The following is a 21,542-nucleotide window of genomic DNA, read 5'->3' as shown; positions in this document are numbered from 1 at the left end:
CCGACAGTACGAAGATGGAGAAGGTTTGATCGCCAGCATCACCGGTGGCCTTGATCGCTCACCCGCCCATCGTCCATGGTGATGATGCGGTCCGTTTTCCGCGCGAAATCCTCGTCATGCGTCACCACCAGCAGGCTCTGGCCCTTGGCAGCCAGCGACTGGAAGATGCCGAAGACAATGTCGCTGTTGCGGCTGTCGAGGTTGCCGGTGGGCTCGTCGCACATGAGGATGAGGGGCTCGTTGATGAGCGCGCGCGCGATGGCCACGCGTTGCTTCTCACCGCCGCTCACCTGATTCGCGAGTTTGCGCGCCTGATGCGCAACGCCCATGGTGTCCAGGTGGGCCATCGCCCGTTCCTCCACCTCGCGCTCGCTGAGCAGGCCGCGCTTCAGCCCGGGCAGCATCACGTTGCGCAGCACGCTGAACTCGGGGATGAGGTAATGGAACTGGAAGACGAATCCGATCTTCTCGTTGCGCAGGCGGCTCAGGTGCTCGTGCGGCGCGCCGGTGATGCGCTCGCCATCGAGGAGCAGCTCGCCCTCGTAGTCGGTATCCATCGTGCTGAGGATGTACAGCAAGGTGCTCTTGCCGCAGCCGCTCTTGCCCATCACGCTCGCGAACTCGCCGCGCATCACGCGCAGGTCGACGCCCTTGAGCACTTGCGTCTCCACCGGGTCGTGGAACGACTTGGTGATGGCACGTGCCTCGATGATGGGATCGCCGTTGCTCATCTCATTTGCCGCGGATGATCTCCACCGGGTCCACGCGGCTGGCTTTGCGCGCGGGGAATAGCCCGGCGATGAAGGTGGTGACGAGCGCGAAAGCCACGCCGATGATGTAGTATCTTACGTGGTGGTCCACCGGGTAGGTGGTCATGGTGGGCAGCGCATCGAAGTGGAAGGGGATGCGGTCGATGCCCATGGCGAGCAGCCCGCCCAGCAGCAGCCCGGTGGCCGCCCCGAAGGAGCCGATGATCATGCTGAGGTTGATGAAGATCACGCGCACATCGCCGCCGCTGAAGCCCGTGGCCTTGAGGATGGCGATGCTGTCGAGCTTCTCGTAGATCATCATGTTGAGGATGTTGTAGATGCCGAAGCCCGCCACGAGGAGGAGCACCACGCTCACCACGTAGCTGATCAGGCTGCGCACGCTGCTGCCGGTCTCGAACTGCGCGTTGGCTGTCTGGATGTCGAGCGCATCCACGTCGAAGCGGCGCGCGTATTCCTTGGCCATGGCCGGGGCCGCTGCAAGGTCCTTGAGGCGCACCTGGATGTCGGTGATCCAGCTGCGCGGCTTGGCCAGCAGGTTCTGCGCAGTGGCCAGCGTGACGAAGCAGGTGACGTTGTCGAAGTCGGCCATGCCGCTCTGGTAGAAGCCGATCACCTTCAGCGTGAAGCGGTCGCCGGCGATGGTGGAGACCTGCACCGCATCGCCGAGGCCCGCGCGCATCTTGTCTGCAAGGCCCTTGCCCAGCACCACGCCATTGGCGCTGGCGGCGATGTCCTGCACGGAGCAGCCGAGCAGGTAGTCGCTGAAATGGAGCAGCCGGTCCTCTTCCAAGGGATCTATGCCCTGAATGGCGCCGTTCACCTCGATGGTGCCGGCATTGAAGAAGACCTGCGCGGTCACCTTGGGCGCGATGCCGTCCACGCGTGGATCCTTCCGGAGCGCATCGATGATGCCCAGCGCGTTGCGCACGGCCAGTTGATCGCTCTTGGGCTTGATCCGGTTGATGAACGGGTGCGCGACATCCTGGCCCGCCGAACGCTGGAGCAGGGGCAGGAGCTCCAAGGGCTGCTGGTCCGCTGGACGGATCTCGTTGTAGATGCGGATGTGCGGCGTGCGATTGAGGATGAGGCCGTCGAGCAGTCCATTGAGGCCGTTCATGAAGCCGCTCAGTGCTATGTACATGCCGATGCTGATGGCCACGCCAACCGCCGCCACCACGCTTTGGCGCATGCGCGCGCGCAGCAGGGTGGCGGAGATGCTCAGGAGCAGCCGGTTCATCATCGCCTAGGGGAGAAGGATCGCCGTGGTGCTATCGATGCCGGAGAGGATCTCCACGCGCTGCATGTCGCTTAGCCCCACCTGCACCTCCCGGCGCTCATCCTTCCCCACCAGCACGTAACGATCATCCAAGAGGTAGGCCGCAGGGATCGTGAGCGCACGCTCCTTCCGGGCGAGCACGATGTTCGCCTCCACGGTGAGGTTGGGGTATAGCACCGGTGGCGCTTGCTTGAAGATGGCCTCCACGGTGAAGGTGCGGGAGCGCTCGTTCATCAACGGATCCACGCGCGACACCGTGCCTTCGAGCACCTGGCCCTTGTAACTATCCATGGTGATCAGCACGTCATGCCCGGGCTTCACGCGTACGATGTCGAACTCATCCACCTGCAGCTCCATCAGGAAGGCATCGGCGCGGCCCACCGTGGCCAGTGCCCGCTGCGGATTGGCCAGCTCGCCGCGCTCGATGAGCACATCGTACACGCGGCCGTCGAGGAGGCTGCGCACGGTGTGATCGCCCTCAGCGGCCCGTCGCAAGGCCAGCTCATTCTCGGCGAGGCGAAGCTCGTTGCGAAGTCGGGTTCGCGTCTCGCTGTACGCCTTCTGCGCCGTGAGCCATGCGTTTCGCGATGAGGTGTAGGCCAGCTCGCGGCTGTCGAGTTCAGCCCGGCTCCCGATCTGCTTGTCCCAAAGGGCCTTCTGCCGGGCGAACTGCAGGCTATCGTTGGCGAGCCGGGTGCGGGCCTGCTCCACAGCAAGGCGCAACTGCTCAAGAACCGGCGATGCCACGCTGGCGTTCTGCCGCAGCAGCTCCAAGGCGAGCTCGGCGCGCTGCGTCCCCAAACTGGTGGCGCGGTTGTCAATGGTGAAGAGCGCATCACCAGCGCGCACGCTATCGCCGGCCTGCACATGCACCTCGGCCACGATGCCGCTTACCGCCGGGAAGGCCTGGTACTGGTCGAGCGCTTTGATGATGCCGCTGGCATAGACCGCCTCAGTGATGGGGCCGGACACCGGCGTGGTGGTCTCGCGCTCCGGTCCGCACGCCACCAATGCCCCCAGGACGGTCACGAACGTGATCTTCTGCATGCCGCTAAGATCGCGGACTTACCGGTTGCCGCCATGACGCTCGTTACGCATCCGCGTCGAGGATAGGGTCATCCTTACGTTCTTTGCCGCTTGAACACCGTGCCCATGAGCAATCAGCAGTTCCGCAACCTCATCATTGTCGCGCTCATCCTGGCGGCCGCTGCGAGCCGCGTGATCCCGCACCCGTACAACTTCGCACCCATCAGCGCGATGGCGCTTTTCGGCGCCGCCGTGTTCCAGAGCCGGGCGCTGGCGATCGGGATCCCGCTGGCCGCCACCTGGTTGAGCGATCTGCTGCTCAACAACTACGTCTATAACCAGCACTACGAGCGATTCACCTGGCTCGATCAGGGCTGGTATTGGATGTATGGGTCCTTCGCCCTGATCGCGCTGGTGGGCATGATCACCTTGCGCACGATCAGCACTGCACGCATCATCGGAAGCAGCCTGGCCGCTTCGGCGATCTTCTTCCTGATCACCAATTTCGCCTGCTGGCCGAGCAATACAGCGTATGCGCAGGACTTGGGCGGATTGATGACCTGCTACGCAGCAGGCCTTCCCTTCATCGGTGGCACGGTGCTCGGCGACCTCACCTACTGCGGGCTGCTCTTCGGCAGCTTCGCCGTGCTTCAGCAGCGATTCCCGGCGCTGCGCGAGGTGAGGGCCCGGCACTGAGCGCCGCATTGCACCTTTGGGGCATGAGCTCCATCAGCAGCAACAAGGCCCCCGAGCCCGTCGGTCACTACCCGCATGCCCGCCGCGTGGGTGACCTGCTCTTCCTCAGCGGCGTGGGTCCGCGCGAGCGCGGCACGAAGAAGATCCCCGGCGTGGAGCTGAATGCCGATGGCACCATTGATTCCTACGACATCGAGACGCAGGTGCGCAGCGTGTTCCAGAACGTGAAGTGGATCCTCGAGGATGCAGGCAGCAGCTGGGAGAAGATCGTGGATGTGACGGTCTATCTCACCAACATGAAGGACGATTTCCCCACCTACAACCGGCTATGGAAAGAGTACTTCGAGCAGGACCCGCCATGCCGGACGACGCTCGAGATCAATTGCCTGCCCACGCCGATCGCGATCGAGCTGAAGGTGATCGCCACGGTGTGAGGGAGGACCACGGATGGACACGGATGAACACGGATAAGTTCCTCTGCGTCCTTCTTGGCCCGGTGCTCGTGCTTGTAGCCTGCTCCACAACCCGCACGATCGACCGCGGCGAGATGTATCCATGGAAGGGCGGCCAAGGCTCCGGCGTCCTGCACCTGCACGCCACCTACACCGCACCCTACTGCGGCGGCGCCGACCCGGGCGATGATGTGCCACGACCGGAGCCCTGGCAGGGCCGCATGTTCCTGCGGGCGGCCACGCCGGACAGCAGCGGCATCATGGCTCCGAACGAGCTGGAACGACCGATCATCGACACGATCCGCACCGACGGCACCGGCAACGGATACCGCGTGCTTCCCGCCGGGCTCTACCTGCTGCTCGACCAGGACCGCGTGGACGACCAGCGCTACCACCAGCTGCTCAAGGCGCACGGACAGCCGACCCTGCACACCGAGGCGATCGACAAGGCCTGCTTGGATGCTTGGTTGCGCGGGCCTTTCGGCGTGGTCACCATCTCCGGCGGTGACACCACGCACGTGGAGCTGCCGCTCTTCGACCAATGCCCGTGGTACAACACGCCGTGCGTGAACTACCACGGGCCGCTGCCGCCCTAGCCCTTCCGCATCGGCATCATCCTGCCATAGGTGAGCGAACGCCACACCCACTCGAAGGGGCCGTACTGGAACCGCGCCAGCCACCAGCGGCTCCAGATCACCTGCACGATGAAGACTGCCAGGGCCATCGCCTCGAACGTCACCGCGCTCACGTGCGTGCCCCATCCCATTCCCACGCCGGTGAAGAGCGCCAGGGCGATGATCGTCTGCATGAGGTAGTTCGTCAGCGCCATGCGGCCCATCGGGGCCAGCACCTGCAACCGCGGCCTCCACGCATCACCTCGCCAGAGCAGGGCGAACCCGCTCGCGAACGCGATGGCCAGGGGCACCACACCGAAGGCGTAGCTCGCCGCACGCAGCAACGATGCTGGCTCCGGTGGATGGCCGACATTCCCTTCCGCCCACCACATCACCACGGAGCTGGGTAGCCCGACCGAAAAGCCGAGGATGCACAACCGCTTCAGCAGGGCGGAATTCGCGCTCACATCCGCGAAGAGCCTGCGCCGTGCGATCCACAGACCGAGGAGGAAGAGTCCGAGCACCTTGGGCGCACGGTTGCTCTCGATCAAGTGGACGAAGCGGAACGACCAGGTATGCGCATTGGCGTCCATGAATTCCTTCCAGCCCCCGTTCGGCACGGCGAGCATGGAAGGAAAGGTGCCGCTTCCCAGCTCGGCCTCGCGCGCCTCGTGGAAACGCAGCACAGGCGCAAGGGGATCGAACCTCGCGTTCGTGAGGATGATGGCGGCATCGATGAGGATCGGGGACAGGATCAACGCCGCGGCCGTGAGCACCAAGGCGCGATCACCGAGCTTGCGGAACAGTGGCAGCAGCAGGCCAAGCACCGCATAGAGGAAGAGGATGTCGCCGGCCCAGAGGTAGCGCAGGTGCAGCCATCCGATCATGAGCAGGATGAGCATGCGCCGGTAGAAGCGCCACAAGCCATTCTTTCCCTTGCTGAGGAAGAAGCCGAACCCGATGCCGAAGAGCAGCGAGAAGATCGAGTAGAACTTGCCGTCGATGAGAATGGTGTGGAAGGCTTCGAGCGGTGCATCCAGGAAGGCGCCGGGTAACGCGGACCGCGCCTCCGGATCCATGAATATCCAGTAGGCGAACACCGCGTAGTTGCTCCAGACCACGCCGAAGAGGGCGAAGCCGCGCAGGGCATCCAACAGATCGGTGCGCTGGGTGGCGGGGGCGCTCATGGCACCGAAGGTCGATCTATTCCTTCACCAACGGTTGCTGCTGCGTCCAGCAATGCACTCCGCCGCCGTGCCAGTTGATCGCGCGCGGATCCACCTGCACGATGGTGCGCCCGGGGAAGTGCGTTCGCAGGATCGCACGCACGCGTTCGTCCTTCTCCTTCGCGGATGCGGTCATGCCCTCGCGCCAATAGGCCGGCGCGAAGACCCGCCCGTTCGTGATGAGGAAATTGAGGTAGCTCGCGGCAGGGGTGGAACGGATGCTATCGCCGTATTGCAGGTCGGTGTATTGGCGCAACAACCTGCGATCGAAGCTGCGCGCGGTGTCAAGCGCATGATCATAGAACTCCGTAGCGGGCGTGGGCACTTTCACCACATGCAGTCCGGCGTTCCCAAGTATGCGCAGGTTCACGTCCATGCGCGCGCGCGTGATCAACTGCATGCTGTCGGCGAGATCGGCATCGTCGGGCCAGCAGAGCAGCACGGTGCTGTCGTTCACGAAACGGCAGAACTCGTCCACATGCCCGCCGGTGCCCTGGTTGAACACGCGACCGAACACGCGCGGCTTCAGGTACCAGCTATCGTCCGTCGGGCCTTCCTTCAGCCAGATGATGCGTCGCGCGCCGAGGATCCGCTTCAGTTCAACCTCGATGCTGTCCCGCGACCAACCGGGGTTGCGCTGCAAGGTCACCGCCTCCACTTGCAGCAGATCGCCACGACCATTGATCTCGCATGCGCCGCCCTCGATCACCAATGCGCTACGCACCACCGGAAGGCCCATGCGCCGCGCGAGCATGGTGGGAAAGCTGTCCTCGAACGCCAACTGTGCGGGGGAATAACCCACCACGTTCTCGTGATCGCCGTAGTAGCTCCAATCAGCATCCAGCACGGCCAGGCTCCCATCACGCTGCCGCAGGAAGATCGGTCCGGCATCGCGCACGCAAAGTCCTTCGAGCGAGTCGCTGAGCACTTCCATGCGGTAGTTGGTGATTCCCATGCCGTCCCAGCGGGCAGCGATGGTCCTTGCGAGGCTATCGTTATCCGCCGCGCACACTACGCGCGTGTCAGCGTCCATCCGCCGCACCACCTGGTCCAGGACCGTATCCACGGCATTGCCTTGGTAGGTGAACCATACAGCTTCATGCGGTTCCCATTCGGGAGGAAGGACATACTCGGGAGCTTGTTCCATAGGTGCGCTGCAACTCCAGACGAACGGAATGAGCGCGATGGCGATGAGTGGTCGCATGCGAACAAGGTAGTCGCTCAACGCATGAGGATCACTCGCGCACTCTTCGACCCACGTCCTTCCACGCGCAGCATCACCAGGTACAAGCCTTCGCGCAGCGTTGCCGGAAGCTCCAGGAGCATGTTGCTCGCCAGGGATGGCATCATTCGCGCAAGCACGCGCTTTCCGGTGACATCGAAGAGTTCGATCACCGCCTCTTCGCCGATCAACGCGTCCTCGATGCTGATGTTGAGCCTCTCGTTCGCTGGGTTCGGGAACACGTTCAGTCCATCACCTGCAACCGTGGAGGAAGTAGCGGGCTCCACTTCATCCACATCCACCGTCACGCAGAGCGCATCGATGATCTCGGCCACGGTCACATCGTCGAAGTAGTAATACGCAATGCCTCCCGAGCAGTCCAGTTCATCCTCGGGCTTCAGCGCGCCGACGGTGATGTGCTCGTAGGCTTTGTCGGCGATGAACTGGCCGCAGATGGTCTGCCATTCGTTGCTGCCCTCGATCCGCCCGCCTGTCCATTCGATCTGCATCGGCACATTCAGATAGGGCGATGGCATGGAGAGGGGTGCCATGCTCAGGTGCGCACCGAAACCATCGCAGGTGCCTTGATCGCTGCGTACGCGCACGTTGAACGCGATCAAGTACGGCAGCCCGGGCACCATCGGTGCGCTCAGGCGACCGCCGATCGCCTCGTAGTAATCGTCCCCATCGGAGGCGTACGCACCGGCCACTCCGCCACCGCCACGCGGACGAGGATCATGGGCCGCATCGGGAGCGCTGGCATAGCCCTTCGGGATCCGTTTGCCATCGTTGTAGGAAACCCCAGCCGAGTAGTTGTCGGCCGTGGCGATCGCCGCATGCCAATCCGGAGCCAGCCCCTGGCCGATAGGGTCAGGTGGGCCCGATGATTGGAACTGCGTGGCGTTGAGCGCACCGGGTTCGATGCCGGGGTTCAAGACCAGGTTGGGACCGAGGCACGCGATATCGGCGCAATCGCTCTCCATCGGGTGCGGCGTGTGGAAGAGTCCGAGCCTGCCCGATAGGTCGCTGGTGTTGCGGCTGTACACGCGCAAATGGTAGGTCTGCCCATCGACCATGCCGCCGGGCAGCACCAGGTAGTTCTGGCCGCAGGCGATGGACGTGAGATTCCCCACGGGACCCTGGAACAGTTCCAGCACCGCATTGTTGTCGAGGAAGTGGCACATGATGGTGGCGGCTTCACCATCGTGCGTGAACTTGAACCAGACGTCATCGTCCGGACTGTCGCCGATCACCGCACACCCGTTGCTGGGCAAGCTTTCCGTGGCGTTGTTGGTGTCGAAGGCGCCGGCATAGGCATCGAACTCCGTGATCTCAGAAGCACCGCTGGCCTCATCGGCCGTGCCGCCGTCGCCCACATAAGGATGGAAGGTGCGGATGTTGTGCACCCCCGCCGTGGAGTTGAAGAAGCGCACCATCACCGTGTCGCCCACGGTAAGGCCGGTCACGTTGACGCCATTGGCGCTGGTGCCGCACACCAGCTCGTTCGCGAGCAGCGTGTCGGGGATCGTGCTGAAACCGCTGAAAGTCTCGATGCGCATGGTGGGCGCGTTCTCCGGGTAGTTCATGCTGCCGATGTCCAGGCCGACATGGTGCTCACTGGTGGTCGCCACGAAGTAGAACCACACATCATCGGCCGGAGTGCCGGTGCAGGCCGCTTGCGCGAACGATGACGAAGCGCCATAGTTCGCGTACGGGTGCATGGGATGCGCGAATTCATCGCCGCCAGGGAAGAGCTGGATCGCACCTGCCATGTCATCGTTCACGGCTGGCGCGTAGAACTGATGGCGGAACCGTGAACTGACACTACCCGTCGTATAGACGCGCACGAAGTAGGTCGCGCCAGGCACCAGGCCGGTGTAATTGGTCTGGGCTTCGTCCGTGCAGAGCACACTGGTGAGCGATGCGCAGGTGCCGGAGAAGAGCTCCGTGTTCACCGGATTCGCGCCGGTCACGACGGGTTGCACCAGCAAGGCCGCCGTGCTTGCCATGGCCGTGAAGGAGTACCACAGGTCCAACGCTGGGAAAACGGATCCGCATTGCGGCAGCGATGACGTGGCGAACCGGAACTCGGTGCGCTGGGCCATGTCGTAGTCCGCCAGGGTGGTCGGCACCAGCGGGAGCGCACCCACGCATTCATCGTTCGAGACAGCCTCGGACAAAGCAATCTTGATCGGCTTCTGCACCGCTGCACTGGTCCACAAGCGGAGCGTGTAGTTGGTGCCGACCACCAGGCTATCGAGCGCGGTGCCGAAGTTGATGTCCACACCCGCGCATTCCACCGCCGTGAGGGAGCCGCAGGCTCCGGTGTTCAATTCGTACCGGAGCACGGCCCCATCGGCCAGCGCGCGCAGGCGCACGGTGGGTGCCGTCGCCGTGAAGGTGAACCACACATCGTCATCGGTGCCGGCCAAACAAGCGGTGGCGCTCTCGGTAGCGCCATAGGTGACTGCGTGCGTGAACTGCAACGGGGCACCGTCGGGTTGCACGGAAAGGCTGATGGCGTCAGTGCATTCGTCGTTGGTGGTCAGTCCGCGCGTGCGGATGGCGCCGTTGAAGCCGCTCGCCTTCAGCTTGTAGCTGGTGCCGGGCGTGAGGGCATCCAGGATCAGCGGGTCCGGGCCGGTCTCGTTCATGATGCCGTCCACGCAATTCGGCTCGAAGAGCGCAAGGCTGAAGGAGCCGACCTTCTCGACCACGATGGGCGAAGCGGGCGCGGTGAACTGGAACCACACATCACGCAGCGTCGTGTAGTCGTTCACGACCGACGACGTGGCCCCATCCTGATCGAAACCGTACTGCGGTCCCGGCTCGGCGCTTTCGTTCACCGCCATGGTGATCGCGTTCGCGCATTCATCGTTCAGCGGGGGAGCGGTGATCGCCACCCGGAACCACACGAAGAACCCCGGTGTCGTGTTGTCCGAGTACACGCGCAGGAAAACCTCCTGCCCCGGCGTAAGCTCGGTGATCTCGCGATCCCCTTGCCAATCATTCTCGCACCACAAGCTGGTGAGGCTTCCGCAAGTCCCGGAAAAAGCCTGCACCTCGATGTCATTCTCCGGCGTGATCACCAGCAGGTGCCTTGCGGCCGTTGCGGTGAAGCGCAGCCACACATCGTCATCCGAGGCGGCCACCGTCCAGCAGCCCGCCTGCGATTGCGTAGCCCCGATGGTGGAGAATTGCGCCCCGAGGGTGAGCGTGCCGTGATCGGGCGACGGAACGATCTCCATTGCTCCTGCGCACTCGTCGTTCGTGATCGGATGGACGACGCCCCAACGCCGCGTGCCGCCGCCGTTCACGCCGCCCGGCGACGCGATGTAGCTCCTGAAGTAATACGTGTTGCCCACGACGAGGCCGGTGAGCGGCAGGGCTCCCGTGGCCACCGCCCCGACCGTGCACCCGATGCTGTTCAGCGCGCCGCAGCTGCCGCTGAACGCCTCGATCACAGCGGCGTTATCATCATACACCACGGTAAGCGCGCTGGCCGTGGCCACGAAGCTGAACCACACATCGTTGTAGCCGTTGCCGCTGCACGCCGCGGGCGTCATGGCATTCGGCTCGCCGAAGCTGTTGCTCAGCACCCACGGCTCAGGCACCGAGCCGGGGCTCACCGCAATAGGGTAAGCGTTGGCGCAATCCGGGTTGGGGGCGTTCTGGGCGAAGGCCAACGCGGGGAGGAGAAGGGCTGAGAGGAGTGCGCTGCGCATGATCGTGGGAATTGCACGACCAAGGGAAGCCAATGCTGGCCGAACGTAAAGGAAGACCGAGGCTACGGGGCGGGATCGAGGCAACGGTCAGCCGCGGAGCGCGAGCGTCACCTCCTCCATCCTCCTCCGGCTGATCTCCACGCGCACGCCGTTGCGCAGGCGCACACGCCCTTCACCATCGATGCCGTCCACGTGGCGGCGGTTCACCAGCGCGCTCTTATGCACGCGGATGAAGCCGAGCGGCGTGAGCATCTCGTCGTAGTCCTTCAGCGTGCGGGCGGAGACGAAGCGGCGCTCATCGGCGAGGTGCAGCGCGGTGTAATTGTCGTCGGCCTGGCACCACGCGATGTCCGCCGGCGCGACGGCATGCGTGCGATCGCCGTGCGTGAGGGTGAGCTTGAGGGCTTGCTCATTGCGCGGTTCGATGTTGGTCAAGAACTGCTGCTGCACTTCGGGCGAGGTCGTGCCCTTACGATCCAGGTGGCGGTCTATCGCCGCGCGCAGCTCATCCGGTTGCACAGGCTTCAGCAGGTAATCCAGTGCACTGAAGCGGATGGCCTGGATGGCGTAGTGCTGGTGGCTGGTCGTGAAGATGACATCGAAGTCCCACCGACCAAGCCGCTTGAGCAGCTCGAAGCCATCGCCGCTGGGCATCTCCACATCCAGGAACACAAGTTGAGGCCTGGCCTCCGCTATCAGGCGTTGCGCCTCATCGATGTTCTTCGCTTCGCTGAGGACTTGGACCTCTGGGGCGACGTCGTGCAAACGGGAGCGCAGGAATTCGCGGGCGCTCGCCTCATCATCCACCTGCACGGCCGAGATCATGGGAGCAAGTTAGACCTCAGCCGAGGACCACCTCTACGCGCGTACCTGCTGGAGCATCGCCTTCCATGAGATCGGTGAAGGTCACCCGGCCCGTGTCCCCGAGCTTGAACGCCAGCAACTGCAAGCGCTCGTTCGTGAGTTGCAGCCCAAGGCTCGGGCTACCGTCGGGGTGCGCGCGTTTCGGTGCGGCGTTCCTTCCAACGCCATTGTCCTCCACGGTGCAGACCACCTGATCGCCCCGCATCGCGAAGCGCACGGTCAGCTTCTTCGCTCCCTGCTTCGGCGCGAGACCATGCCAGACCGCGTTCTCCGCGAAGGGCTGCACGAGCAGTGTGGGAACGAGCAAGTCCTCATCCTCCACGAGAACGCGATCGGCATCCACGCTGAAGTCCAGCCCGTCATCGAAGCGCAACGCCTCCAGCTTGAGGTACTGGCGCAGGAAGGTGATCTCGTCGGACAAGGGCACTCGCTCCTTCACGCTGTGATCGAGCACCATGCGCAACAAACGGGCGAAGCCATCCAAGTAAGCAGCGGCCGCCATCACCTCGCCCTTGCGCACCAGGTTATGGATGGCATTGAGGCTGTTGTAGATGAAGTGCGGGTTCATCTGCGTGCGCAGCACCTTGAGCTGCAGCAGGCGGTTAATCTCCTCAATGCGTGTCTTCTGCTCGTTCAGTTCCGCGTTGAGCTTTTCCAGCGCCGCCGAGTACCTCCGCTTCTCCCGCAGGTTGCGCCACACCAGCGCCGCTGCTCCCAGCGCGAGCACGGCGAGTGCCAGGCTTCCATACAGCTGCACGTTGCGCACGCGCAGGCGCTCCTCGCGCTCGCGGGCTTCAGCATCCAGCCGCTGGATCTCCTCCTCTTTCAGTCGCGTCTCGAACCGTTTCTCCAGTTCGAGGTATTGCTCATCAAGGCTTCGCGCGAACAGGGTGTCCTGCAGGTCGCGCGCGAGCTTGATCATGGCGTATGCGCCGCGGTGGTCGCCCAGCGAATCGAGCGCATCGGCGCGGAGCTCGGCGAAGTCGATGGCCAGGTCGAGCGCGTTGCCGCCAAGCCGGTTCAGCGAGTCACCCTCGTGCATCGCCGCAAGGGCCTCCTCGTACCGCCCGGCGTGGATCAGCGACTGGGCCAGGGTGCGCAGCGACCAGGCGCGGTTGGGCAGGTCCGAGCTGTTCACGAGCGCCAACGCTTCGCGATGCAGGGCGATCGCTTCCGCATGCCGGCCGGTCTCCCCCAATGTCCCGGCCAGATTCCCGATCAGCGCCTGTCGCACCGAAGTTCCATGCGCATCGCCCAGCACCCGAAGGCCTTCCCGGTAGTGATGCTCAGCGGAGTCGTGGCGCAGCTCGCGGCTGTGCAGGCTGCCCACGGCGTTGTGCGCCAGCGCCAGGTGCCGGGCATCCTTGCCATAGCCCTTCGCCAATGACAGCAGCTCGTACCGCAGCCGATCGGCCTCCTCGTAATGCCGTGCTTCGACATTGAATTTAATGAGCTGGTAGAGCGAGCCCATGATGCGGACGGTGTCCTGCAGCTCCCGGGCGATCAGCAATGCCTCCTGCCCGTGCCGGATCGCAGCCACTGCATCGTCCTTGCCGCTGCGCGCGAAGGCGAGATGGTAGAGGGCGTCGTAGCGTTCCTCGTCCGGCTCCGCATGGGCGGCAAGCGTCGCGTGCGCCTCCGCCTCCAGCGAGTCATGCGCACTTGCCAGGTGCAGGGCCTTCAGCCGGGCGGGGTCCTCTTGCGCAGTGACCCTCAATGCCACCAGAGCTGCGAGGGCCAGGAATAGGCTCCGCATCACCATCCGAAGATCATCATCAGCAGCGCCACCCCGATCACATCCATCCACACGCCGGCCTTCACCATCTGGCGCATGGGGATGCGTCCCGTGCCGAAGACGATGGTCTGCATGGGCGATGCCACCGGCAGCATGAAGCCCAGGCTCGCGGCCAGCGCCGATGGCCAGAGGATGCTCTGCGGATCCATGCCCCAGCGATCGGCCATGGCTGCCAGGATGGGCAGCGTGAGGCTCGCGGTGGCGGTATTGCTGCCCAGTTCGCTCAGCAGGCAAACGACCAGCGCGGTGCTGCCGATCAACAGGACCATGGGCAAGGATCCCAGACCTGCCATCGCCTCACCGATGATGCCGCTGAGCCCGCTCTTGTCAACGCCCGCCGCCAGCGCGAAACCGCCGCCGATGAGCAGCAGCACGCCCCAAGGCACGCGCTGCTCAGCGAAGCTCCAGCTCATGAGCGATCGTCCTTCTCCGTGCGTGGCGTACGCATCGTGCGGCTGCCGCATCCGCTTGCTTGCGGGGAGAAGGAAGAGCAGCACCGCGCCCATCACCGCAACGGCCGCATCACTCACCTCCTTGAAGGCTTCGGCACGTTCGCGCCAGCCGGTGAAGAGCACCGATTCGCCCTGCTTGATCGAATCGCCGCTGATCCAAAGCAGCGCCACCAGCGCGAACACGCCCCCAGCCAGCCATTCATCGCGCGATGCGCGGCCCAGCGCCTTCAACCGAAGTCGCACAGCATCGGCGCCGCCGAGCGAATCGCCCTTCAGGCCGAAGACGATGCGCGTGAGCAGCAGCCACGCCATCGCGAGGAAGACCGCAGCCAGCGGCAGCCCGGTGGCCATCCATTGCCCGAAACCGATCGCATCATGGCCGGGATAGAGCTGCTTCCACAGCGCGAGGAAGACCAGGTTGGGCGGCGTGCCAACAGGTGTGGCCATGCCGCCAACCGTTGCTCCGTAGGCAACGCCCAATAACAAGGGCACGGTCAACCGCTTGCGCGCATCAGCGGGCGCGTCCTCATCGTCGATCAGGCTCAGGGCGATGGGGAGCATCACCAGCGTGGCGGCGGTGCTGTTGATCCACATGCTGAGGAGCGCGACGGCGACCATTACGCCCAGAACCAACCGCTCCGAGCTGCTGCCTACACGCACCATGATGCCCAATGCGATGCGCCTGTGCAATCCGCAGCGCTCGATGCCAAGGGCGATGATGAAGCCTCCAAGGAAGAGGAAGATGATCTCCTTGCCGTAGTGCGCGGCGGTGGCAGGCACATCATCGATGCCCAGCAACGGGAAGAGCAGCAGCGGCAGGATGGAGGTGATGGGGATGGGCACAGCCTCGGTGATCCACCAGAGAGCCATCCATGCAACGAGGCCCGCCATCAGCGCAGGCGGACCGCCATGGTGCCGCAACAGCGCGAAGACCAGCAACGCGGCCATCGGGCCGGCAAGGATGAAGAGCCAACGCTTCATGCGCGGGGTGAAGGTCTTGCTTGTGCCCGAATGATGCAGCATGATTCGCTCCTGACGCCGCTCGCATTAGAACGGCGTCTGGGCCCGCGATGGCGATTCCGACGCATCAACGGGAACCAGCGGGCAACTCCGCCGACGATGCCAACGCCGATGCGCCATGCATGCGCTCTTTGCTGGCCTGGCGGATCAGGCTCGATTGAAACCACGCCTTCCGGAGCATCCTGCCGGGCCACCCGGTCAGAAATGACCCCCCTCCCCATTTCACCGAAAGCAACGTCGTGCCGCACCTTGCACCGCACATCGGATCGCCATGCTCGCCGTGCTCACCCTGCAATCGTACAGCTGGCTCGCCGTGCTGATCACTGGGCTGACATTGGCCGCGCTCGCCTTGCTCTGCGCCTTGCTCAATGCCCGCTCCGCATCAGCCTCGGCACGGAGCGAAGGCATGAGGCTGCAGGCCCTGCTCGATGCCACTGGCGAGACGGCGCGACAGGAAATGCGTGAAGCCGCCAAGGACCTGCACGAGAGCGTAGGCCAGCTGCTCAGTGCGGCACAGCTCAAATTGCGCGGCGCGCTCGATGCCTCACCCGATGATCGGCTGCAGGCCACCACCGAGGTGATCGACCAGGCGATCGCTGAACTGCGCACCACCACCGTTGCGCTGCGTGCCGGCTTGGGCAGCGACCTGCCGCTTTCCGAGCGGATCGCGCTCGATGCGGACCGCCTTCGACGGGTGTCCCGAATAGGCGTAACGCTGAAGGAGCTGGGGCTCCCGCCTACGCTGAGCGAGGACGAGCGCGTCATCCTCTACAATAGCTGCCAGCAGCTCATCAGCCTGGCCCTGAAGCGAGCGCGCACCGCGCAGCTCGACATCACGGTTGATGCGGAGGGCCCGCTCCAGTTGCGCGTGGAATCCGATGGCCAGAGCACCGATGCCGAAGCACTCCGCGAAGCGGAGGCGCTTCACGCGGTGAGCCGCCGGTGCGGCGTAATCGGATTCACCGCCCGAATGGACAGCAACGGCACTGCTTGGATCCTAACGCCGAAGGAGGCATGAAGCACCGCATCGCCTTGGTGGACGACCATCACTTGGTACGGACTGGCTTGGCTGCCACCGTGAACGCGCTCGGCGATTACCAGGTGACATTGGAAGCAGGGCATGGCGCTGAGATGATCGAAAGGCTGGGGCTTGCCCAAGCATCGCCGCAACTGGCCATCATCGACCTGAACATGCCGGTGATGGATGGCTGGGACACCATCGCCTGGCTCAGCAAGAACCGTCCGGAGATCCTGCCGATGGCCCTCACCTTCGAGGCCACCGAGGAAGCCATGCTGCGGGCCGTCCGTGCCGGTGCCCGGGGTTTCCTGCTCAAGAACGCCAAGCCCGAAGTGCTGCGCCTCGCCCTCGACAGCATCCGCTTGACAGGCTATTACCACAACGACGACCTGAACGGGGTGCTCGCAGGCAACCCGGACCGCCTGACGCCGCGCGAGCGCGAGCGCGCTGAATTGCTGGAGCTCATCACCGATCGGGAAATGCATTTGCTGCGCCTCGTTTGCGACGAGGAGGAGTTCACGTACGACCGGATCGCCGAGATCATGGGCCTGCATCGGCGCACCGTGGACAACTACCGCATCCAACTCTTCGATAAGTTCGGCGTGAGGAGCAAGACCGGCCTCGTGCTCTTCGCCTTGCGCTGGAACCTGCTCGATTGAATGAACTCAAACCGATTGCTCTGATGACCCCGCGCATCCCGATCGCCTTGGTCGATGACCATACGCTCTTCCGAAACGCACTGACCGACCTGATCGCGCTGATCGGCGGCTACGACGTGGTGGTGCAGGCCGAGAATGGACAGGAATACGTGCAAGCCGCCGCAAACGGCGCCCGTGTGGCCGTGGCCATCGTTGATCTGCATATGCCCGTGATGGACGGCTACGCCACCATCGCCTGGATCCGCGAGCACCAGCCCCAGACGCGTGCCCTCGCCCTCACCTTCGACAAGGACGACGCCACGCTGGCCAAGGCCTTGCGCGCAGGGGCCTGCGGTTTCCTGCCGAAGAACGTGGGCCGCGGACTATTCAGCGAAGCGCTTCAGCAAGTGGCCACCCTCGGGCATTACATCAACGAGGACCTGGTGGAGCGCGGCATGCCCGTGACCCCTAGCGCCCACGAAGCAGCCCGCTTGCGCGTGGTCGCGAACCTGAGCCCGCGCGAGATCGAGTTCATCCGCGCGGTGTGCCACGAATCAGAGCCCACCTACGAGCAAGTGGCCAAGCAGATGGGCGTGGCCCAGAATACCGTGAACGGCTACCGCGAGAACATCTTCCACAAGTTCGAGATCAAGAGCAAGGCCGGGCTGGTGATCTTCGCTTATAAATGGGGCCTGCTCGCGAAGGGGGGTTAGAAATGACCCCCCCTTCTTTCTTGGATAGCTGTGGGAACACATCTGGTCATATTCACCCGCCCTACGCCCATCACCTCTCTTGGGCGCCCATGCAACAGGCGCGCACCATCCGTTGCATTGGCCCGGTGAAAGACAGTTTGGAGGGAGTGCTCAAAAAGGTGCTGCGCATCCATGGGCCTGACGAAATCCGCCGGCTTCCGATGGCCCGATAACAGAGCATGGTGGAAATGCTCAGGCATGTCCACGGTCAACACTGGGGGCAAGCGCCTTTCTTGCCCGCATGAAAAGGTGGGTGCAGCTCGGGCTAGTGGTGCTGGCGGGGGCGCTGGTCTTCGTCTTCTTCAGTGTTGATCTGGGGCCTCGCGTGGAGTACGTGGAGGAGCAGCCCTTGGAGGACACCGTGGTGGTGCCCTTCCGCCGCCTTCGGCTTATGGCATCACCATGGACAGCCTCGTGATGCGCGAGGGCACCGTGAAGAGCGGCGCGAGCTTCGGCGGATTGCTGGGCACGGAGGGCGTTTCCGCATCGGTGGTCGAGGCACTGGTGTCGAAGGCAGAGGGGCTCTTCGATGTGCGCAAGCTGCGGGCTGGGCATCCGTATGCGTTCATCGCTCCCGATCGCGAAGGCGCCGCGCCCCACTATTTCATCTACGAGGCCGATCCCATCCAGTACGTCGTCTTCCATCTGCTGCCCGGCAACGAGTACGTCACGCTCGGTGAGCGCGCGGTAACGGTAACCCAGCATGCCATCGCTGCCACGGTGACCGGCGCGCTGTACAACGACCTGGCGAAAGCCGGCGCCGACCCCATGCTGGCCGTGCTGCTCAGTGAGGTGTTCGCGTGGACGGTCGATTTCTACCGCATCCAGAAAGGCGATGTGTTCAGCGTGGCCTATGCTGAGCGCAGCGTGGAGGGCAAGCGCGTGGGTGCGCCGCAGATCCTGGCCGCGCGCTACATCAACGGCGATAAGGTGAAGGCCGCTTTCCGATTCGGCGAGGGCAAGGAGGCCGCCTACTTCGATGATGAAGGAAACAGCCTGCGCAAGGCTTTCCTGAGAGCGCCGTTGAAATTCAGCCGCATCTCATCGGGCTTCAGCGGCAAGCGGCTGCATCCGGTGCAGAAGGTGATGAAGGCGCATCTCGGCACCGATTACGCGGCACCGTACGGAACACCGATCCTTTCCGTGGGCGATGGCGTGGTGGAGCAGGCAGGCCGAACCGGCGGCAACGGCAACTTCGTGAAGATCCGGCACAACGGCGTGTACAGCACGCAATACCTGCACATGCGGAAGATCCTGGTGAAGCAGGGCCAGCGCGTGCAGCAGGGCGATGTGATCGGCGAGGTGGGCAGCACCGGCCTGGCCACGGGTCCGCACGTGTGCTTCCGCTTCTGGAAGAACGGAACGCAGGTGGATCATCGCAAAGAGGAGTTCCCCAGCGCGGAACCCATCGCACAAGAGCTGCGACCCGCCTTCGATGCGGCCCGCGATAGCCTGAGCGCACAGCTCGACCAGGCCGAGCTCGCATTGGCTGAAGGAAGGATGGTGAACTTCTAAGAGCCCGCCAACGCGCGGATCGCGCGGTACGTGTGCGTACCACCCGGCGTGCCGACGCAGTTGATCAAGGCCTTCGCCAACGCATCGTGGGCCATGGGTTCGTAGTCATCCGGCAGTAGCGGCGCGATCGCGCTCATCACTGCGATGCCGATGCGCTCGCCCAGTCGCTTCTCGTTGCGCGGACCTTTGAGGATCGATGGCTGGAAGATGTGCAGCTCCGGGAAACTCATCGCCTTCAGTCCTTCTTCCATCTCGCCTTTCACCCGGTTGTAGAACACGCGCGACTCCGCATCAGCGCCGATCGCGCTCACCACCGCGAAGGCCGGTACGCCCTGCTCCCTGGCCCAACGCGCCAAACCGAGCACCAGGTCCTTGTCCACCGCGATGAACTTGGACTGATCGCCGCCTGCATTGCGGATGGTGGTGCCAAGGCAGCAGATCACCGCATCCACCGGCTGGGGCCTCAACGCGGTCAGCAAATCGCCTTCGGCCGGGAGCCAGGCCTCGAGTTTCGAGCTACTCAAGTCGATGGGCCGCCGAAGCAGCGCGATTATCTTTTTAATCTGTTCGGATTGGATTGCCGCTTCCAGAACGGCTCTGCCTACCAAGCCGCTTCCACCTGCCACGAGCATGTTCATGATGCGAAATGACGAACGAATTTGGTTTGTCTCATAAACTTATCTACGTTTGACCCCGAAACGACACAACCATGGAAAACCCACTCACACCTGAACAAAGCCTGAAGATCATTGAAAGCATGATTGGCCAGGCCAAGCGCAGCTTCAGCCGTTTCAGCTTCTACTTCCTGCTCTGGGGAGTCCTGCTCACCGGGGCTATGCTGGCCACCTATCTGCTTGCCGACCTCGACCCGGCCATACGGCACGGCATGCCTTGGGGCGTAGCGGGAATCGGCGGCGGCATCATCAGTTCGATCCATGGCGCGCGACAAGGGCGGCAGGAGCCCGTGAGCAACCCTATGGATGGGGTCATCGGATGGCTGTGGTCCTCATTCGTGATCACCATGATCATCACCATCGTGGTGAGCGTGTTGGACAATCGGGACCCCGGGGCGATGGTCACCTTGCTCACCGGCATCCCCACTTTCATGACGGGCCAGATCCTGCGTTTCCGGCCATTGATCTTCGGCGGACTGCTCTTCTGGGCGGCCGGCATCGCCATGCACTTCACGGATCAGGCAGGTTTGCTCACCGCGCTCTATTGCGGGGCGATGGGGCTGGGCTACATCATCCCCGGAATCCTGCTCAAACGCCAAGAGGATGGCCTTCGCGCCGCTTGACCCCGTGCTGCACAACCAGTTGCGGCTGGCGGTGATGAGCCTTTTAGTCTCGGTGGAAAGCGCCGATTTCAACTTCATCCTGGAGAAAACGGGCGCCACGCGCGGCAATCTGAGCGTGCAGATCAGCAAGCTGAAAGAGGCGGGCTACATTGAGGTCAGCAAAAGCTTCAAGGACAATTATCCCAATACCTCGTGCAGGGTATCCTTGGCCGGACTTGCCGCGTTCGAGGCCTATGTGGCGGCGATCAAAGGCTACTTGGGGAAATGATGGCCGAAGGGGCTTGACAGGCTCCGTCGATCACCAGTACTGGACCGTCGAAATGCTGGAACCGCTGCGAGCAAGGCCCGTTCACAGGGCCATACCGCAACGAACCACACCATGCAGACCAAGCACCGCACCCTCCTTCAAGCAGCCGTGCTGCTGATCCTCCTGGTATGCGTGGCCGCCAGCAATGGCAGCGCCGCCGAACAGGAGAAGGCCACCGCCGAAGTGGCCGCCCAAGAGTGAACCACGTTCCATACACCATAGGCATCGAGGCCGCGTCCCGTAAGGCGCGGCCTCGGCGCGTTCAGTACTTGCGCTTCTTCAGGAAGACGTATCCGCCCTTGGTTGCGCCCCAGACCTGCTTGCCCGCATCGTCGTAGCCGCGGTCCCAACTGATCATCCGGTCGCTGCGGATGGTCACTTCACTCGTGGCATAGGCCGCACCGCTGCGCGAGTTCGGGCAATCGCGGCCATTCGTGCTCCCTTGATAGATGCTCTTGTAACGCTGCAAGGTGATGGCGCAGCCTTCCATCACATCGATGGAATCCGGGTGCAGCTGAGCCAGGAGGCTGAAATCCTTGTAGGCGCCGAAGTAGCGCTCGCCGCTGCGGATGGTGTGGATCTCACTGCGGAAAGTGCTGTCATTCACCTCGGTGAGCCGATAGACGCGCTGGCGGTAAGGCTTGGACTTGCTTTCGGCGGCGGCCTGCTCCACATAGAACCACGCGCCATCCTTGCGCTTCGCCCAGATGCGCACCATCTCCAGTTCGATGTTGAAGTAGTTGGTGTCGGCCGCAGCCTGTTCCGCGCTGGTATATGAGCCTTCCAAGGTCATGGCGAGGGCCTCAAGCGCACGTGTGCGCTGGGCGGCGGCGTTTCCTGCCGTAAGGAAGAGCGCGAGTAGAAGGGCGTTGCGCAT

General features: G+C 63.7%; 21 protein-coding genes. 10 read left to right on the top strand and 11 right to left on the bottom strand.

Annotated features, from left to right (window positions below; translation table 11 throughout):
- Nucleotides 1-38: 38 nt before the first annotated feature.
- The 3 genes from IPK70_02075 to IPK70_02065 are packed head-to-tail and all read right to left on the bottom strand — an operon-like array spanning nt 39 to nt 3,093.
- The gene (locus tag IPK70_02075; GenBank protein MBK8225947.1) at nt 39-731 is read right to left on the bottom strand and encodes an ABC transporter ATP-binding protein; all 693 of its coding nucleotides are present in this window, start codon (nt 729-731) and stop codon (nt 39-41) included.
- Between the two features lies 1 nt (nt 732).
- A complete protein-coding gene (locus tag IPK70_02070; GenBank protein ID MBK8225946.1) occupies nt 733-2,010 on the bottom strand; it encodes an ABC transporter permease in 1,278 nt (425 codons plus the stop codon).
- A gap of 3 nt (nt 2,011-2,013) precedes the next feature.
- Nucleotides 2,014-3,093 (bottom strand): efflux RND transporter periplasmic adaptor subunit, encoded by a 1,080-nt coding sequence (locus tag IPK70_02065; protein MBK8225945.1) that lies wholly within the window; start codon nt 3,091-3,093, stop codon nt 2,014-2,016.
- A gap of 105 nt (nt 3,094-3,198) precedes the next feature.
- On the opposite strand from IPK70_02065, the gene IPK70_02060 reads away from it, so the two are divergent.
- The 3 genes from IPK70_02060 (at nt 3,199) to IPK70_02050 (ending at nt 4,816) form a co-directional block, all read left to right on the top strand.
- Nucleotides 3,199-3,768: a hypothetical protein gene (locus IPK70_02060; GenBank protein MBK8225944.1), complete on the top strand. Its 570-nt coding sequence runs from the start codon at nt 3,199-3,201 to the stop codon at nt 3,766-3,768.
- A gap of 23 nt (nt 3,769-3,791) precedes the next feature.
- Nucleotides 3,792-4,202: a RidA family protein gene (locus tag IPK70_02055; GenBank protein ID MBK8225943.1), complete on the top strand. Its 411-nt coding sequence runs from the start codon at nt 3,792-3,794 to the stop codon at nt 4,200-4,202.
- 113 nt (nt 4,203-4,315) lie between these two features.
- A complete protein-coding gene (locus IPK70_02050) occupies nt 4,316-4,816 on the top strand; it encodes a hypothetical protein (GenBank protein MBK8225942.1) in 501 nt (166 codons plus the stop codon).
- Here IPK70_02050 and IPK70_02045 read toward each other — a convergent pair.
- The 6 genes from IPK70_02045 to IPK70_02020 all read right to left on the bottom strand — a co-directional run bounded on the left by IPK70_02045 (nt 4,813) and on the right by IPK70_02020 (nt 15,099).
- Nucleotides 4,813-6,021, bottom strand: coding sequence for a DUF418 domain-containing protein (locus IPK70_02045; protein ID MBK8225941.1), 1,209 nt, complete (start codon nt 6,019-6,021; stop codon nt 4,813-4,815). The genes IPK70_02050 and IPK70_02045 overlap by 4 nt on opposite strands.
- A 16-nt stretch (nt 6,022-6,037) precedes the next feature.
- Nucleotides 6,038-7,264 (bottom strand): agmatine deiminase family protein, encoded by a 1,227-nt coding sequence (locus IPK70_02040; protein MBK8225940.1) that lies wholly within the window; start codon nt 7,262-7,264, stop codon nt 6,038-6,040.
- A gap of 17 nt (nt 7,265-7,281) precedes the next feature.
- Nucleotides 7,282-11,007, bottom strand: a complete 3,726-nt coding sequence (locus IPK70_02035) for a T9SS type A sorting domain-containing protein (protein MBK8225939.1) — start codon at nt 11,005-11,007, stop codon at nt 7,282-7,284.
- Nucleotides 11,008-11,094: 87 nt separating this feature from the next.
- Nucleotides 11,095-11,832, bottom strand: coding sequence for a response regulator transcription factor (locus tag IPK70_02030; protein ID MBK8225938.1), 738 nt, complete (start codon nt 11,830-11,832; stop codon nt 11,095-11,097).
- A 16-nt stretch (nt 11,833-11,848) separates the two neighbouring features.
- Nucleotides 11,849-13,627 carry a histidine kinase gene (locus IPK70_02025; protein MBK8225937.1) on the bottom strand — a complete coding sequence of 593 codons (1,779 nt, stop codon included), beginning with the start codon at nt 13,625-13,627 and terminating at the stop codon, nt 11,849-11,851.
- A complete protein-coding gene (locus IPK70_02020) occupies nt 13,627-15,099 on the bottom strand; it encodes an SLC13/DASS family transporter (protein ID MBK8225936.1) in 1,473 nt (490 codons plus the stop codon). The genes IPK70_02025 and IPK70_02020 overlap by 1 nt, the downstream gene beginning before the upstream one ends.
- A 310-nt stretch (nt 15,100-15,409) precedes the next feature.
- Between IPK70_02020 and IPK70_02015 the strand changes: the two genes are divergently transcribed.
- From IPK70_02015 to IPK70_01995, 5 genes are all read left to right on the top strand, one after another.
- Nucleotides 15,410-16,156 (top strand): hypothetical protein, encoded by a 747-nt coding sequence (locus tag IPK70_02015; GenBank protein ID MBK8225935.1) that lies wholly within the window; start codon nt 15,410-15,412, stop codon nt 16,154-16,156.
- Complete coding sequence (locus IPK70_02010) at nt 16,153-16,815, top strand: response regulator transcription factor (GenBank protein ID MBK8225934.1); 663 nt, start codon at nt 16,153-16,155, stop codon at nt 16,813-16,815. The genes IPK70_02015 and IPK70_02010 overlap by 4 nt, the downstream gene beginning before the upstream one ends.
- 23 nt (nt 16,816-16,838) lie before the next feature.
- Nucleotides 16,839-17,507 carry a response regulator transcription factor gene (locus IPK70_02005; protein MBK8225933.1) on the top strand — a complete coding sequence of 223 codons (669 nt, stop codon included), beginning with the start codon at nt 16,839-16,841 and terminating at the stop codon, nt 17,505-17,507.
- 280 nt (nt 17,508-17,787) lie between these two features.
- Nucleotides 17,788-17,964 (top strand): hypothetical protein, encoded by a 177-nt coding sequence (locus IPK70_02000; GenBank protein ID MBK8225932.1) that lies wholly within the window; start codon nt 17,788-17,790, stop codon nt 17,962-17,964.
- Nucleotides 17,949-19,061 carry a peptidoglycan DD-metalloendopeptidase family protein gene (locus IPK70_01995; protein MBK8225931.1) on the top strand — a complete coding sequence of 371 codons (1,113 nt, stop codon included), beginning with the start codon at nt 17,949-17,951 and terminating at the stop codon, nt 19,059-19,061. The genes IPK70_02000 and IPK70_01995 overlap by 16 nt, the downstream gene beginning before the upstream one ends.
- Here the strand turns inward: IPK70_01995 and IPK70_01990 are convergent.
- On the bottom strand, nt 19,058-19,699 hold the full coding sequence (locus IPK70_01990; protein MBK8225930.1) for an NAD(P)H-binding protein: 642 nt from the start codon (nt 19,697-19,699) through the stop codon (nt 19,058-19,060). The two genes, IPK70_01995 and IPK70_01990, sit on opposite strands and share 4 nt — an antisense overlap.
- A 71-nt stretch (nt 19,700-19,770) precedes the next feature.
- Between IPK70_01990 and IPK70_01985 the strand changes: the two genes are divergently transcribed.
- Nucleotides 19,771-20,358, top strand: coding sequence for a hypothetical protein (locus IPK70_01985; GenBank protein ID MBK8225929.1), 588 nt, complete (start codon nt 19,771-19,773; stop codon nt 20,356-20,358).
- Nucleotides 20,339-20,626, top strand: a complete 288-nt coding sequence (locus IPK70_01980; GenBank protein MBK8225928.1) for a transcriptional regulator — start codon at nt 20,339-20,341, stop codon at nt 20,624-20,626. Before IPK70_01985 ends, IPK70_01980 begins: the two co-directional genes overlap by 20 nt.
- A 301-nt stretch (nt 20,627-20,927) precedes the next feature.
- On the opposite strand, the gene IPK70_01975 is transcribed toward IPK70_01980, so the two are convergent.
- Nucleotides 20,928-21,542, bottom strand: coding sequence for a chromophore lyase CpcT/CpeT (locus tag IPK70_01975; protein ID MBK8225927.1), 615 nt, complete (start codon nt 21,540-21,542; stop codon nt 20,928-20,930).

This window comes from Flavobacteriales bacterium (assembly GCA_016712535.1).
Lineage (GTDB): Bacteria > Bacteroidota > Bacteroidia > Flavobacteriales_F > PHOS-HE28 > PHOS-HE28.
The sequence above is the reverse complement of the archived record's forward strand: the minus strand, read 5'-3'. Positions and strand labels throughout refer to the sequence as shown.